Source organism: Pelomonas caseinilytica (assembly GCF_021353235.1).
In the GTDB taxonomy this organism is placed as follows: Bacteria; Pseudomonadota; Gammaproteobacteria; order Burkholderiales; family Burkholderiaceae_C; genus Pelomonas; species Pelomonas caseinilytica.
Map to the genome: position 1 here is coordinate 91598 of NZ_JAJTWT010000003.1, position 13782 is coordinate 105379.

The following is a 13782-nucleotide window of genomic DNA, read 5'->3' on the forward strand; positions in this document are numbered from 1 at the left end:
CTCCACTGCACGGAGCCTGAATGCCCTGGCGTCGACTGGCCCTTGGCCTCGCGGTCTGCCTCACCTTGAACTCCGCCGGCGCGGCGACCGACGCCGCCCGGCTGCAGCGCCTGCTGATCGAGCAGCGCTATGCCGATGCCCGCCCCGGGCTCGAGGCCCTGCTGCGCCTGCCCCGCCCCACGGCGGCCGAGCGCGCCCTCATCTACCCCTGGCTGTTCGCCCGCGACGACGGCGCCGCCATCGACCGGCGCACCCGCGGCGTGCTGCAGGACGAGCGCGCCGAGGCCGTCGACCTGCTGGCTGCCGGCCGCCTGGCCCTGGACCGGCGCGACTTCGAGCGCGCGCGGCTGTGCTTCGAGCGCGCCCTCGACCGCGCCGCCTCGCCAGCCGACAAGGCCCAGGCCCTGCGCGGCCTCGGCCAGCGCCACTACCAGCTGCGCGAGTTCGACGCCTCGCTGCGCCAGCTCGAGGCCGGCCTCGCCGCCGAGCGCACGGCCGACGGCCTGGCAGCCCTGGCCGACACCCTGATCCGCCTCGGCCGCACCGACGAGGCCATCGCCGCGGCCGAGGCCGCCGTCGCCCTCAACCCCCACCACGAAGCCGCGCACTACCTCCTCGGCAACGGCTACGTGCGCGAGAACTACACCCAGCTCGCGGCCCGCCTGGGCGACGGCTTCGCGCCGCTGATGGCCGAGGTCAGGCGCGCCTCCGATGCCTTCGACCGCGGCGACTTCGACGCCGCCCTCGCGACCAGCCTGGCCGTGCTGGAGCGCTGCCCCGAGCTCGGCCGGGCCCATGCCATCGCGGCCAAGGCGCTGGAGTCGCAGCGCTTCCGCGTCGACGTGCACCGAGCGGCCTACGAGCGGCGCTTCGCGGCCACCCCCATGCCGGTCGTGCCCGGCATCGAGCGCTACGTGCTGAACTGGCGCGACCTCTCGCCCCGCCACCGCAAGCGCGTGGCCCTGTCCGTCGCGCCCTGGAAGGCCTTCATCCCCGTGCTGGTGGAAGGTGGCGCCACCCACTTCATCAAGCCGATGTGGATGCGCCTGTCGGAGACGCCCCAGGCCCATGCCCTCAAGGACGCCCGCATCGACTACGACTCGCGGCTCTGGGACGACGTGCGCGGCATGGGCGGCTATTTCACCGTCACCGGCATCGAGGACGTCGAGCGCAGCATCTTCGACCGCTACAACACGGTGCTGCACGAACTGACGCACCAGGTCCACGGTGTGCTGACCACCGCCCAGGCGCGCCGCATCGAGGCCCTCTACCAACAGGCCAAGGCCCGCGATGCGGCCACCCGCGACGGCTTCCTGTCGCGCTACGCGGGCGGCTCGGTGTGGGAGTACTTCGCCGAGGGCGCCAATGCCGAGGCCTCGCCGCGGCGCGACGCCTACGACGGCCGCGAGATCGTGCGCGAGCGCCTCGTCGCCCTCGACCCCGCGCTGCGTGCCCTCGTGAGGCAGTTCTTCGCCCAGCGCGACACCAGCGCCAGCCGGCCGGTCGCCCTCGTCAGCGCCGGCAACCAGCGGCTGGAGGATGGCAAGCTCGCCGAGGCGGTGCCGCTGTTCGAGCGCGCCCTGGCCCTGGCCCCCGACGACGAGAGCGCCCTGGGCGCACGGCTGTATGCCTTCGCCCTGCAGGCCGACGGCGCCGCGGCCCGCGCGCTGGCGGCCCGCGCCCTCGAACGCCATCCCGACAGCGGCGCGCTGCGGGTGGCGGCGGCCGATGCCCTCTGGCACGGCGGCGCGCCGCTGGCCGGCGAGGTCGTGCCGATGCTGTTGCACGGCATCGAGGTGCACGAGAGGGGGCTCAAGGGCGAGGACCGCTTTCGCGTGGAGCTGGCCCTGGCCGACCACCACCGCCGCCTCGGCGACGCCGCGCAGGCCCTGGCGGCCTACGACGCGGCCTTGGCCTACCAGTCCGACCAGCCGGAGGCGCTGTGGGGCCGCGCCGCGGCGCTCGCGCTGGCCGGCCGCTGGGACGAGGCCTTCGCCCAGTACGACGCCGTGCTGCGCCTGCGCACCGGCCTCGTGCCCTTGAGGCGCGACTACGCCCTCGACCTGCTGCGCGCCGGCCGCACCGAGGCCGCGCGGGCCCAGGTCAAGGAGGCCCTGATCCTCGACCCGCGCGACCCCGACACCCTGGCGCTCCAGGCCTGGCTGGCCCTGGCCGACGGCGACGCCCCCGCGGCTCAGCGCCTGGCCGACGAGGCCCTGGCCCTGGGGCCCTGGAGCGACCTGGCCCTCATCCTGCGGGCCGCGTCACTGCAACGGCAAGGGCAGGGCGAGGCGGCGCAGGCTGCCCTCGCGCCGCTGCGCCAGCGCCTGGCCGCCGCCACGCCGCCGCAGTACGTCTACCGGCCCGAGAAGTCCGCCTGGTTCTCGGTGCACGAGCTGCCGGCCGGCGAGCGCCGCGTGATGGAGCTGCTCGTCAAGTGAAGTCCTTCTTCAAGCGCCTCGAAGCCGCCCATCTCAACGGCCTGAGCGTGGCCCTGGGCGTGTCGGTCACGCACGCCCTCGTCGGGGCGCTGTTCGGCGAGACGGCCGGCCTCGCGGCCGTGGGCGGCGCCGTCTGCGCCAGCCTGCCCGACGTACCCAACCCGCCCCAGCGCGTGCTGCCGCGGGTGCTGCCGGCGGCGGCGGCAGCCGGCCTCGTGACCCTGCTCGTGGGCCTGGCCGACCCCTCGCTGCCGCTGACCGTGGCCCTGGTCGCGCTCGTGGCCTTCCTGTCGCTGATGACGCTGGCCTGGGGCCTGCGGGCCGGGCCCCTGTCCTTTGCGCCGGTGCTGGCCATGGTCTTCGCCATGGCCTGGGATCGCACGGCCGGCAGCGCCTCGCCGCTCGAGCATGCGCTGTGGGTGACGGCGGGTGGCTGCGTCTACGCCGGCTGGGCGCGGGCGAGCGCCGTCGTGCTGCGCCACCGGCTGCGCGAGCTCGCCCTCGCCAATGCCCTGCGCGCCGCCGAGCGACAGGTGCGTTCGCGCGCCCAGCGCATTGCCGGCGCCGTGGGCCCGGAGGAGGCCCGCATCCGGGCGTCCATCGCCGACGATGTCGTGCTCGCCGACGCCTTGCAGGCCGCCCGCGACCAGGTCTTCGCCGCCCGCCGCTCGCCCCGCAGCCGCAGGCAGACCGATCTCGTGCTCGGCCTCGTCGAGTTGCGCGACCTGCTGCTGGCCAGCCGGCTCGACACCGAGCTGCTGGGCCAGGACTTCCCCGGCCGGCAGTGGCGTTCGGCGCTGGCCGACATGCTGCGCCAGCTGGCCGGCGCGCTGCGGGCGCTGGCCGATTCGGTGGAGTTCGGCGCGCCCCTGCCCGAGGTGTCGGTGGACGGCTGGCGGGCCCAGCTCGCCGCGCGCCTGGCCGAGGTCGAGGCGCCGCCGGGCGATTCGCGCGCCCACCTCGTGTCGGCCCTGCAATCGCGCCTGGGCCACATGATGGACGACGTGGCGGCCATGGTCGCCCGCCAGGCCAGCCCCGACGACCCCGACACCCCCTGGACGCCCGAGCGGCTGGCGCCCTTCGTCTCGCCGGAGGGGTGGCCGCTGGCGGCCCTCAAGCCCCACCTGACGCTGCAGTCCGGCGTCATGCGGCACGCGCTGCGCTCGGCACTGGCGCTGTCCCTGGCCTATGCCCTGGGCGCGGCCCTGCCGTGGGCGGCCCATCCTTTCTGGCTGATGCTGAGCGTGGCCGTGGTGCTGCGCGGCAACCTGGAGCAGACGCTGGCCCGCCGCAACGAACGCATCATCGGCACGGTGCAGGGCTGCCTGCTCGTGCTGCTGCTGGCCCACGTGCATTCGGTGCCTGTGCTGAGCCTGTGCTTCATCGCCGCCGTCGGCACAGCCCATGCCTACGTGAACCGGCGCTATCGCGTCGCCGCCACGGCCGCGACGCTGATGGCCCTGCTGCAGCCGCTGATGCTGGCGCCGGGCAGCGACCCCGCCATCGCCGAGCGCCTGGCCGACACCGTCATCGGGGCCGGCCTGGCCTGGCTGTTCAGCTTCGTGCTGCCGTCCTGGGAGCGCGCCGCCGTGCCGCGCCTGGCGCGGCAACTGCGCGGCGCCCTGGCCCGGCATGCCGCCAACATGCTGCGTTGGCTGCCCGACGCCGAGGAGCAGATCGCCCAGCGGCTGTCCCGACAGCAGGCCTATGCGGCCCTCGCCGCCCTGGCCGCGGCGGCGCAGCGCACCCGCGTGGAGCCGGAGCGCGTGCGCCTGCCCGAGGCCGAGATCGAATCGGCGCTCAGCCACGGCTACCGGCTGATGGCCCTGCTGGGCGCCGTGCAGCACCAGGTGCAGCGCCGCACGACCCGGCTGGATGCCGCGCGCGCCGAGACGGCACTGCCGCTGGCCCGCAAGGCCTGCGTGGACATCCTCAAGGGCGAGCCGGCCACCGGGACCGACCCGGCCGAGATCCCCGATGCCGATGCCGGCGCCTGGCCGCAGCACCTCGGCCAGGACGACCTGACGCCCTGGCTGCTGCGGCGGCTGCGCCTGTGCCGCATCGAAGCGCGCGAACTCGTCGCCGCGCTGGACCAACTTCAACCCCAACCTGCAGGAGAACAGAAATGAGCATCCAGACCCGAGCCGCCGTCGCCTGGAAGGCCGGCGCCCCGCTGACCATCGAGACCCTGGACCTGGAGGGGCCGCGCGACGGCGAGGTCCTCGTCGAGGTCAAGGCCACGGGCATCTGCCACACCGACGAATACACGCTCTCGGGCGCCGACCCCGAAGGCCTCTTCCCCGCCGTGCTGGGCCATGAAGGCGCGGGCGTGGTGCTGGAGAGCAAGGTGCCCTGGCTCAAGCCGGGCGACCACGTCATCCCGCTCTACACGCCGGAGTGCCGCGAGTGCAAGTTCTGCCTGAGCCGCAAGACCAACCTCTGCCAGGCCATCCGCGCCACGCAGGGCAAGGGCCTGATGCCCAACGGCACCTCGCGCTTCTCGCTCAACGGCGAGCCCATCTTCCACTACATGGGCACGAGCACCTTCTCCAACCACATCGTCGTGCCCGGCATCGCGCTGGCCAAGATCCGCCCGGACGCGCCGTTCGACAAGGTCTGCTACATCGGCTGCGGCGTGACCACGGGCGTGGGCGCGGTGCTGTTCACGGCCAAGGTGGAGGCGGGCGCCAACGTGGTGGTCTTCGGCCTGGGCGGCATCGGCCTGAACGTGATCCAGGGCGCGAAGATGGTGGGCGCCAACCGGATCATCGGGGTGGACATCAACCCGGCGCGCGAGGCGATGGCGCGGCGCTTCGGCATGACGGACTTCGTCAACCCGAAGGAGGTGGGCAACGTGGTCGACCATCTCGTGCAGATGACCGATGGCGGGGCGGACTATTCCTTCGAATGCGTGGGCAATGTGCAGCTGATGCGCCAGGCGCTGGAGTGCACGCACAAGGGCTGGGGCCGCAGCATCATCATCGGCGTGGCCCCGGCCGGCGCCGAGATCTCGACGCGGCCCTTCCAGCTGGTGACCGGCCGCAAGTGGGAAGGGTCGGCCTTCGGTGGCGCGCGCGGGCGCACGGACGTGCCCAAGATCGTCGACTGGTACATGGATGGCAAGCTGCACATCGACGAGCTGATCACGCACAAGCTGAAGCTGGAGCAGATCAACGAGGGGTTCGAGTTGATGAGGCGGGGGGAGAGCATTCGCTCGGTGGTGGAGTTCTGATTTCTTGAGGCTTGCGCGTTTTGGGGCTCGGGGCTCGGTAGCTTTTGCCGAGAGCCTTTCAACTCGGTGCACCGAGCCGTGAGTCCGCCCCGGCGGGCGGGTAACTTTCTTCTGTCGCGCCAGAAGAAAGTCACCAAAGAAGAGGCGCTCTAAACCCAGCGCCCTGATGCGTTGAACGCCAAGAAGCGCCCCGAGGCGACCCGCTTCGCTCTCGCCGCTGTCCCTGTCCGGGCCACCAAGCATCGGACCTTCACGCCGCTTAACGCCGGCTGCACGCCGGGCTCACCAATGAAGGCACCACATGCGCCGACGCGCCGCCCGAGCGGCGCTTGCGTTCAACTCGTGAGTTCGGCGTGCAGCCGACGTTAGGCGCACGGACGGTGGAGGCATCGGGCTCGTCACAAGGACAGCGGCGAGAGCGAAGCGGTTCGCCTGTAGCCCGTTCCGAGCCTCAAGCGCGCTGGGGTGCTCGCTTTAAGGCGCCTCTTCTTTGGTGACTTTCTTCTGGCGCCGACAGAAGAAAGTTACCCGCCCTCGCGGGGCGGATTCCCGCGGCGGTGCACCGAGTCGAAAGGCTCGACGCAAAAGCATCCGACTCGAAACACACGCTCAGCCAAACCAACACAGACCAACGCCATGCAAACCCTCTCCACCCACCGCGCCTTCGGCGGCACCCAGCGCTTCCTCCAGCACGACTCCACGGTCATCGGCCTGCCGATGCGCTTCGGGCTCTACCTGCCGCCCGAGCCCAAGGCCCTGCTCGTCTATCTCGCCGGCCTCACCTGCACCGAAGAGACCTTCGCCATCAAGGCCGGCGCCCAGCGCCTGGCCGCCGAACTGGGCCTGGCTCTGCTGACCCCCGACACCAGCCCCCGCGGCGCCAATGTCCCCGGCGAGGCGGATGCCTGGGACTTCGGCGTCGGCGCTGGCTTCTACCTCGACGCCACGCAGCCGCCGTGGTCCGCGCACTGGCGCATGGAGAGCTACCTGCTCGACGAGCTCATCCCCCTCGTCCAGCAGGACACCGGCCTCGCGGCGACCGGCCTCTTCGGCCACTCCATGGGCGGCCACGGCGCGCTGACGCTGGCGCTGCGCCACCCGGGTCGCTTCCAGTCGGTCTCGGCGTTCGCACCCATCGCTGCGCCCACACGCTGCCCCTGGGGCCAGAAGGCCTTCGCCGGCTACCTCGGCGAGGACAGAACGGCCTGGGCCGCGCACGACGCCACCGAACTGATGCGCCAGCAATCCACCGCGCCCTTCCCGCATGGCCTGCTCATCGACCAGGGCCTGGCCGACAAGTTCCTGGCCGAGCAGCTCCACCCCGAAGCCTTCGAGGCCGCCTGCGCCGCCGCCAGCCAGCCGCTCACCCTGCGGCGGCACGAGGGCTACGACCACGGCTACTACTTCATCGCCAGCTTCGTCGACGATCATCTGCGCCACCACGCTGCGGCCCTGCTGACGACTTGAAGCCGCGGGCCGGCGCCGGGCCGCCCCAAGCCGGCCTGCGGGCGATGTGCTCGCGGCCGGATGCCGCGAGCATCGCCGTCCCCCCGGGGGCCGATCAGACGAGCCCGCGTTCAGCGGGGCGCGCCTGGGCGAGGGGTCGACAATATCGACATGGCAGTCCTCTCCCTCACCAATGCCCATCTCGCCTTCGGCCACGTGCCGCTGCTGGATGGCGCCAACTTCTCGCTGGAGGCCGGCGAACGCGTCGGCCTCATCGGCCGCAACGGCACGGGCAAGTCCTCGCTGCTCAAGATCCTCGCCGGCCTCGAGAAGCTCGACGACGGCCTGCTCCAGCAGCAGCTGGGCCTGCGCCTGGTCTACGTGCCTCAGGAACCCGCCCTGCGCGCCGACGCGACCATCTTCGACGTCGTCGCCGAAGGCGTGGCCGAGGCCAAGGCCCTGCGCGAGCGCTTCGAGCGCCACGACCCGGCCGACGACCTCGACGCCATCCAGACCCAGCTCGAGCACCTCGGCGGCTGGACCTGGGAGCAGCGCGTGGACGAGACCCTGCACCGGCTCGACCTCGACGGCAGCCGCTGCGTGGGCGCGTTGTCCGGAGGGCTGAAAAAGCGCGTCGCCCTGGCCCGCGCCCTCGTGGCCCAGCCCGACGTGCTGCTGCTGGACGAGCCCACCAACCACCTCGACCTGGCCGCCATCGCCTGGCTCGAGGGCCTGCTCAACGCCTTCCCAGGCAGCTTGCTGCTCATCACCCACGACCGGCAGTTCCTGGACAACGTCTGCAACCGCATCGTCGAGCTCGACCGCGGCCAGCTGCGCGGCTACCCGGGCAACTTCGCGGCCTTCCAGGCGGCCAAGGCCTACGAGCTGGAGAACGAGGCCCTGGCCAACGCCCGCTTCGACAAGCTGCTGGCCCAGGAGGAGGTGTGGATACGCAAGGGCGTCGAGGCGCGGCGCACTCGCTCGGTGGCCCGCGTGGCTCGCCTCATGGAAATGCGCGAGCAGCATGCCGCTCGACGGGACGTGCAGGGCAAGGTGCGCCTGGACGTCGACACCGGCGCTTCCAGCGGCAAGATCGTCGCGGAGCTGGAGAACGTGTCCAAGGCCTTCGGCGAGCGCGTCGTCGTGCGCGACTTCTCGGCCACCATCCTGCGCGGCGACAAGATCGGCCTCATCGGCCCCAACGGCGCGGGCAAGACGACGCTGCTCAAGCTCATCCTCGGCGAGCTGGCGCCGGACAGCGGCACGGTGCGCACCGGCACCAAGCTCAGCGTGGCCTACTTCGACCAGATGCGCGACGCCCTGGACCTGGACGCCACCCTGGCCGACACCATCAGCCCGGGCAGCGAATGGATCGAGATCGGCTCGCAGAAGAAGCACGTGAAGAGCTACCTCGGCGACTTCCTGTTCTCGCCCCAACGCGCCAATTCGCCGGTGCGCACCCTCTCGGGCGGTGAGCGCAACCGCCTGCTGCTGGCCCGCCTGTTCGCGCGGCCGGCCAACGTGCTGGTGCTGGACGAGCCCACCAACGACCTCGACATCGAGACGCTGGAGCTGCTGGAGGAGCTGCTGGCCGACTACGACGGCACGGTCTTCCTCGTCAGCCACGACCGGCGCTTCCTCGACAACGTCGTCACGTCCACCATCGTCAGCGAAGGCGACGGCCGCTGGCGCGAGTACGAGGGCGGCGTGCAGGACTGGCTGGCGCAGTCGCGGCGCGCGGCCCAGCTGGCGGCGGCACCCACGCCGGCCAAGGCGCCCGCTCCCGCGCCGGCGCCTGTCGTCGCCACCAAGCGCAAGCTCAGCTACAAGGAGCAGCGCGAGCTGGAGGAGATCCCCGGCCGCATCGCAGCGCTGGAGGCCGAGCAGACCCAGCTCAACGCCCTGCTGGCGGGCAGCGAGCTCTACACCCAGGGCGCGGCACGCATCCAGGCCGTCACGGAGCGGGCGGCCGAGGTGGACGAGGAGCTGCTGGCCCTGCTGGAGCGCTGGGAGGCGCTGGAGGCCAAATGACGATGAATGCGCTGCACCACGAATGGCTGGCCCTGCAGGCCCAGCACGAGCGCTACGAGGGCCTGGCCCTGGCCGTCAAGCTGGCGGCCTTCGCCGCCGTGGTGGTCGTCTCGGACAACGGGCTGGCCCTGGCCCTGCTGGCGCTGCTGTGGCTGCAGGAGGCCGTGCTCAAGACCTTCCAGGGGCGGCTCGGCGAGCGGCTGCTGGCCATCGAGCCGGCCATCGCCGCCGGGGCCGAGGCGCCGGCGATGCAGTTGCACGCCGCCTGGCGGGCGACGCGGCCCGGCGGCGCCGCACTGATGCTGCAATACCTGAAGAGCGCGCTGCGCCCGACCGTGGCCTTGCCCTACCCGCTGCTGATGGCCCTGGCCCTCTGGGGCTGACTCAGGCCGGCTGGACCTTCTCGACCGGCACGAAGCCGGTCATGCCCTTGAGCTGCACCACGGTCTCGCCCTGGCGGTGCACCACGTGCTGGGCCACGTGCACGGCGCCCTGGTAGCGCACCCGGTCGCCGGGCTTGACGACGGGCTGGGGCGGGATGAGGGGCAGCACCGGCCGCGGCGTGGGCCGGCTCGTGCGCATCGTGTCGCGCACCTGGCCGTGCAGGCCGGGCGACTGCCTGGCCAGGGCCTCGAGCGAGCGGGTCATCTCGGCCTTGAGCTGGTCGGCGGTGAAGGGTTTCTTCAGCAGGAAGTGCGCGCCCAGCGCCCGGGCCTCGGCCTGGTGCTCGGGCGTCACGTCGAAACTGAGCAGCGACAGCTGCAGGGCCGGCTGCGCCTGGCGCAGGCGCTGGAAGAGCTGGGGGCCGGTCAGCGGCGCCTTGGCGAACCAGTCGGTGACGAGGAAATGCGGCTTGAAGGCCAGGCCTCGGGCGAGGGCCGCCTCGGGGTCGGCGCAGCACAGGATGTCGTCGGCCGCGAAGCCGTGGGTCTGCAGCAGCTGGCGCGCGAAGGCCTGCACCCCGGCCAGGGCGTCTACGACGAGGAATCTCAAGGGGTCGCTCATGTCCACAACGGTGCCGCGGCGGCGGCGGCGCCGGGCGAGCGGATTTTGCAGGCAGCCGTGCGCGGGCCGGGTGGCGGCCCGCCGATGGCATGAGAAATTTGTCAGGCTTGGAGCCGGCAGAAATCGGCCCGCAGGCCTTGGGGCGTGCGCGCGAGGTAAAGGGTCATGGCGGCGCCGGTGGCGGCGCTGAGCCGGTGCAGGCCATCGCCGATGCCGGCCGGCAGCGGCCCCTCGAACCGCAGGCTGAACTGCTCGGCGCCGGGCCGGCCGGCCGCCTCGGCCGAGGCCAGCGTGACGGCATGGCCGTCGACCTCGAAGCGCTGGCCGACGTGGGCGCGCCAACTCGCCAGTCCGGTGGCGTCGCCGAGGCTGGGGCGCACGGCGGCCAGCGTGGCGGTCGTGCCCGCCCCGGCGGCCATGGCGGTGGCGCCGCTCTTCAGGAAATCGCGCTTGTTCATCATGGCAGGCACTCCTCGGTATGCGCTGGGCAGGCGCCGGCCGGCCGCAGCATGGCCTGGTACAGGCCCTGGGACTGTCCGTCGGCGATGAAGCCCAGCCGCTCGTAGAGCCGCCGGGCCGGGTTGTGGATCTCGACCTGGATGCCCAGGGCGCGCTGGCTGGCCTCGGCGCGTTCGGCCAGGTCCAGCAGGCAGCGCGTGCCCAGGCCGCGGCCACGCCAGGCGGGCAGCAGGGCGATGTCGAGGATGTGCAGCCGGTCGTCGCGCTCGTCCAGCCAGAGCCGGCCGGCGACGGTCTCGCCCGCGTCGGCGTCGACGAGGATGAGATGGCAGGCCGAGCCGGGGAAATGCCGGGCGTAATGCTGCTGTTGCGCGTGGTGCTGCTGCCGGGCGAAGGCCTCGCATTGCGCGGGCGGCCAGCCGGTGCGGGCCAGCTCGGCGGCGCGCGTGCTGGCGTAGATGGCGAACTGCCAGGCCTCGTCCTCGGGCAGGGCCTGGCGCAGGCGGTAGTCCATCGGCACCCTCAGCCGCGCGCCGGGAAGATGCCCTGCAGCGCGATGCAGAAGTTCAGGCCCTGGACGGGCTGGCGGTTCTCGTGCGGCGTGCCGCCGCCGGTCTGGCCAAGGCTTTCGGCCGCCATGGGCGCGAGGGGGCCGGGCATGCGGTAGGCGGCGGCACCGTTAGCGGGCGGTGCCATCGCGGCGTTGGCGGGGCTGGCGGTCAGGCCGGCACTGCCGCCCGTCAGGCCGTGGACATGGACCGGCATCTGGTTGGCGGTCAAGGCCACCCAAGCCTGGCCGGCGGACTCGCCCAGCACCCGCGGGCTCAGCCCGGGGCCCTGGCCGAAGCCCATGGCCATGCGACCGCCGAGGTTGGGCAGGGCGAAGGTGGCGCGGCCATCCCCGCCGTAGGTGGTGCCCAGCAGCGAGAACAGGGCGGTGTTCTGGCTGATGGGGATCAGCTGGCCATCGCAGGTGGCCCAGCCGGTGGGCGCGAAGTTGAAGGGCAGGACGCGGATCTCGGCGATGAAGGGGTCCATGGCGTGCTCCTCAGGATGGCGACGGGAAGATGCCGTACAGGGAAATGATGTAGTTCAGCGCCAGCGTGGGGGCCATGTTGTCGTGCGGCTGCGAGGCACCGGCGGCGGAGATGCCGCCTGCGGCCATCCCTATGCCCGCCGCGCTGTTGTCGTAGCTGTTCACGCTGGTGGCCGCCAGCAGGGCGCCGGCCGGGCCCGAGGCGCTGGCCGCGGCCGTGCTGGCGCGCAGCGCGTGGCTGTGGGCCGGCATCTGGCCGTGGGTGAGGGTGACGGTCTCGCTGCCGCCCGTCTGGCCGATGGGGCGCATGCTCAGGCCCGGGCCCTGGCCCTGGTGTACTGGCACGCGGCCGCGCAGGTCGGGCAGGGCGAAGGTCTGCTGGCCGTCGCCGCCGTAGATGGTGCCGATCAGCTGGAACAGCACCTCGTTCTCGGCAATGGCCATCAGCTGGCCCTGGCAGAAGGCCCAGCCGTTGGGGGCGAAATTGCCGCCGAAGAGACGGACCTCGCCAACGAAGGGATTGGACATCGCACGCTCCTCTCAGTTGCGGCTCGGGAAGATGCCCTGCAGCGCGATCAGCCAGGTCATCACCAGGAAGGGCTGCATGTTGTCGTGCGACTGGCTGCCACCGGCCATGGCCACCGAGCCCGGGAACATGACGGTGTTGCTGCCTGGCGGCGCATAGCGGGTGAGGCCGCCGCGCGGCTTGGCCGCGGGCAGGGCGCCGCCCGGTGGGGCGGCGTTGGCAAGGTCGCTGGTGCCGTTGAGCGTGTGGGTGTGCGGCGGCAATTCCGCCACGCCGAGGGTCACGGTTTCATGGCCGGCCCTCTCGCCGAGGCTGATGGCGCTGTCGGCGTGCATGGGCGTTCGCCCGCGCAGGTCGGGCAGGCCGAAGGTCAACCGGCCGTCGCCGCCGTAGTTGGTGCCCAGCAGCGAGAACAGGGCCTGGTTCTGGGCGATGGGCAGCAGCTGGCCGTTGCAGAAGGCCCAGCCCCGCGGGGCGAAGCCGAAGGCGGCCAGCTTGAGTTCACCGAGGAAGGGCTCAGACATGGGCGTCTCCTAGCCGAACACGGCTTCGTAGTGCAGGCCGGTGGCGGTGCGCGCCACGGGCACGAGGAAGAGATCCACCGCATCGAGCTGCGGGTGCTCGAGCCGGTAGATGCGCTGGGGCAGCGCCGGCTCGGCCGGGGCCTCGAAGGTCAGGCTGAAGGGCGGCCGGTCCGCGGCGCCGCCGTGCCCGGCACGCGCCTGCACCAGCCGCGCAGGCAGTCCGCCGGCGTCGTCCAGGCGAAGCAGGAAGCGGCTGCCCACCAGCGGCTCGAAGCGCGCCAGCGTGAAGGCGGCGTCAGCCACGGCGCCGCGCCGCGCCGGCGCCCAGGGCTGCGATGGCGAGCAGGGCCAGCGTGGCCGGCTCGGGCAGGGTGCCGCCGTTGTTGCCGTTGTCGCGGGTGATGAGGTCGATGCGGAAGTCCGCATGCGCATTGCTCGTGCCCGTGCCGCGGTCGGCGAAGAGGATGCTGTCCAGGTCCAGGCTGACCGTGTCGGCATCGATGAGGTGCACGAGGCTGGCCGCAGCCGGGCTCGCCAGGCCGCTGATGCCGCTGGTGAGGTAGCCGTCGAAGGCGTAGACGCTGAAGCCGACGATGGTCTGGCCGGCGATGCTCAGGCCGTCGAACTCGTAGCGGGCGTGGGCGCCGCCGCTGCCGAGGTAGCCGGTGTAGATGCCGGTGGCGTCGTCGTAGCCGGCATAGCTGCGCACGTGGATGGCGTTGCCGACGAAGGTGACTTCCTCGTTGGCCAGCATCCAGGTGTTGGTGATGGCGCCGCCGCTGGCGCCAGCCTGCAGGCCGGTGGCCAGGTCGGCGACGGCGACCACCTGCTGCTCGTTGACGGGCGTGGAATTGCCCTGGATGCCGCCCGGCGCGATCAATCGCACGGTGACGTCGCTCTGGAAGCCGGCCCGGGCCGATGGCGCGGACAGCAGGAGCAGCGTGCCCGCCATGGCGGCGAGCAGGCGGCGGACGGGGGAAGCAGCGAGTCGCATGAGACCCTCCCTGGCGTGAAGCTGCCCCGAGTTGACTCGCCGCCATCGGCCAGCGCCAGTGCCGCGCCCCGCGAATGAGGGGGGAAAA

General features: G+C 72.4%; 14 protein-coding genes. 6 read left to right on the forward strand and 8 right to left on the reverse strand.

The features are described 5' to 3' along the window. Positions 1–20 precede the first annotated feature (20 nt). The 6 genes from LXT12_RS07790 to LXT12_RS07815 all read left to right on the forward strand — a co-directional run bounded on the left by LXT12_RS07790 (position 21) and on the right by LXT12_RS07815 (position 9533). Complete coding sequence (locus LXT12_RS07790; protein WP_233390935.1) at positions 21–2441, forward strand: tetratricopeptide repeat protein; 2421 nt, start codon at positions 21–23, stop codon at positions 2439–2441. Continuing rightward, positions 2438–4570 (forward strand): FUSC family protein, encoded by a 2133-nt coding sequence (locus LXT12_RS07795; RefSeq protein WP_233390936.1) that lies wholly within the window; start codon positions 2438–2440, stop codon positions 4568–4570. Before LXT12_RS07790 ends, LXT12_RS07795 begins: the two co-directional genes overlap by 4 nt. Before the next feature lie 2 nt (positions 4571–4572). Continuing rightward, entirely contained in the window at positions 4573–5673 is a 1101-nt protein-coding gene (locus tag LXT12_RS07800; protein WP_233391784.1) for an S-(hydroxymethyl)glutathione dehydrogenase/class III alcohol dehydrogenase, read from the forward strand. A 636-nt stretch (positions 5674–6309) separates the two neighbouring features. Further along, positions 6310–7140, forward strand: a complete 831-nt coding sequence (gene fghA, locus LXT12_RS07805) for an S-formylglutathione hydrolase (RefSeq protein ID WP_233390937.1) — start codon at positions 6310–6312, stop codon at positions 7138–7140. Between the two features lie 150 nt (positions 7141–7290). After that, the gene (locus LXT12_RS07810; protein ID WP_233390938.1) at positions 7291–9150 is read left to right on the forward strand and encodes an ATP-binding cassette domain-containing protein; all 1860 of its coding nucleotides are present in this window, start codon (positions 7291–7293) and stop codon (positions 9148–9150) included. Further along, the gene (locus LXT12_RS07815; protein WP_233390939.1) at positions 9147–9533 is read left to right on the forward strand and encodes a hypothetical protein; all 387 of its coding nucleotides are present in this window, start codon (positions 9147–9149) and stop codon (positions 9531–9533) included. The genes LXT12_RS07810 and LXT12_RS07815 overlap by 4 nt, the downstream gene beginning before the upstream one ends. A gap of 1 nt (position 9534) precedes the next feature. Here LXT12_RS07815 and LXT12_RS07820 read toward each other — a convergent pair whose 3' ends face one another. From LXT12_RS07820 to LXT12_RS07855, 8 genes are all read right to left on the reverse strand, one after another. Next, on the reverse strand, positions 9535–10143 hold the full coding sequence (locus LXT12_RS07820; protein ID WP_233390940.1) for a response regulator: 609 nt from the start codon (positions 10141–10143) through the stop codon (positions 9535–9537). A 113-nt stretch (positions 10144–10256) separates the two neighbouring features. Continuing rightward, positions 10257–10616: a DUF6916 family protein gene (locus LXT12_RS07825; protein ID WP_233390941.1), complete on the reverse strand. Its 360-nt coding sequence runs from the start codon at positions 10614–10616 to the stop codon at positions 10257–10259. Next, positions 10613–11128 carry a GNAT family N-acetyltransferase gene (locus LXT12_RS07830; protein WP_233390942.1) on the reverse strand — a complete coding sequence of 172 codons (516 nt, stop codon included), beginning with the start codon at positions 11126–11128 and terminating at the stop codon, positions 10613–10615. Before LXT12_RS07830 ends, LXT12_RS07825 begins: the two co-directional genes overlap by 4 nt. Positions 11129–11136: 8 nt before the next feature. After that, on the reverse strand, positions 11137–11652 hold the full coding sequence (locus tag LXT12_RS07835; protein WP_233390943.1) for a phage tail protein: 516 nt from the start codon (positions 11650–11652) through the stop codon (positions 11137–11139). A 10-nt stretch (positions 11653–11662) separates the two neighbouring features. Next, positions 11663–12178, reverse strand: coding sequence for a phage tail protein (locus tag LXT12_RS07840; RefSeq protein WP_233390944.1), 516 nt, complete (start codon positions 12176–12178; stop codon positions 11663–11665). A gap of 12 nt (positions 12179–12190) precedes the next feature. Continuing rightward, on the reverse strand, positions 12191–12700 hold the full coding sequence (locus LXT12_RS07845; protein ID WP_233390945.1) for a phage tail protein: 510 nt from the start codon (positions 12698–12700) through the stop codon (positions 12191–12193). Between the two features lie 9 nt (positions 12701–12709). Continuing rightward, a complete protein-coding gene (locus tag LXT12_RS07850; RefSeq protein WP_233390946.1) occupies positions 12710–13003 on the reverse strand; it encodes a DUF6916 family protein in 294 nt (97 codons plus the stop codon). Then, a complete protein-coding gene (locus LXT12_RS07855) occupies positions 12996–13694 on the reverse strand; it encodes a PEP-CTERM sorting domain-containing protein (protein ID WP_233390947.1) in 699 nt (232 codons plus the stop codon). The genes LXT12_RS07850 and LXT12_RS07855 overlap by 8 nt, the downstream gene beginning before the upstream one ends. Positions 13695–13782: the final 88 nt, after the last annotated feature.

Excerpts from the sequence above, each read along its gene's own strand:
- LXT12_RS07790 (WP_233390935.1), top strand. The coding sequence starts at position 21 with ATGCCCTGGCGTCGACTGGCCCTTGGCCTCGCGGTCTGCCTCACCTTG.
- fghA (WP_233390937.1), top strand. The coding sequence starts at position 6,310 with ATGCAAACCCTCTCCACCCACCGCGCCTTCGGCGGCACCCAGCGCTTC.
- LXT12_RS07815 (WP_233390939.1), top strand. The coding sequence starts at position 9,147 with ATGACGATGAATGCGCTGCACCACGAATGGCTGGCCCTGCAGGCCCAG.
- LXT12_RS07840 (WP_233390944.1), bottom strand. The coding sequence starts at position 12,178 with ATGTCCAATCCCTTCGTTGGCGAGGTCCGTCTCTTCGGCGGCAATTTC.
- LXT12_RS07830 (WP_233390942.1), bottom strand. The coding sequence starts at position 11,128 with ATGGACTACCGCCTGCGCCAGGCCCTGCCCGAGGACGAGGCCTGGCAG.
- LXT12_RS07845 (WP_233390945.1), bottom strand. The coding sequence starts at position 12,700 with ATGTCTGAGCCCTTCCTCGGTGAACTCAAGCTGGCCGCCTTCGGCTTC.
- LXT12_RS07835 (WP_233390943.1), bottom strand. The coding sequence starts at position 11,652 with ATGGACCCCTTCATCGCCGAGATCCGCGTCCTGCCCTTCAACTTCGCG.
- LXT12_RS07810 (WP_233390938.1), top strand. The coding sequence starts at position 7,291 with ATGGCAGTCCTCTCCCTCACCAATGCCCATCTCGCCTTCGGCCACGTG.
- LXT12_RS07855 (WP_233390947.1), bottom strand. The coding sequence starts at position 13,694 with ATGCGACTCGCTGCTTCCCCCGTCCGCCGCCTGCTCGCCGCCATGGCG.
- LXT12_RS07825 (WP_233390941.1), bottom strand. The coding sequence starts at position 10,616 with ATGATGAACAAGCGCGATTTCCTGAAGAGCGGCGCCACCGCCATGGCC.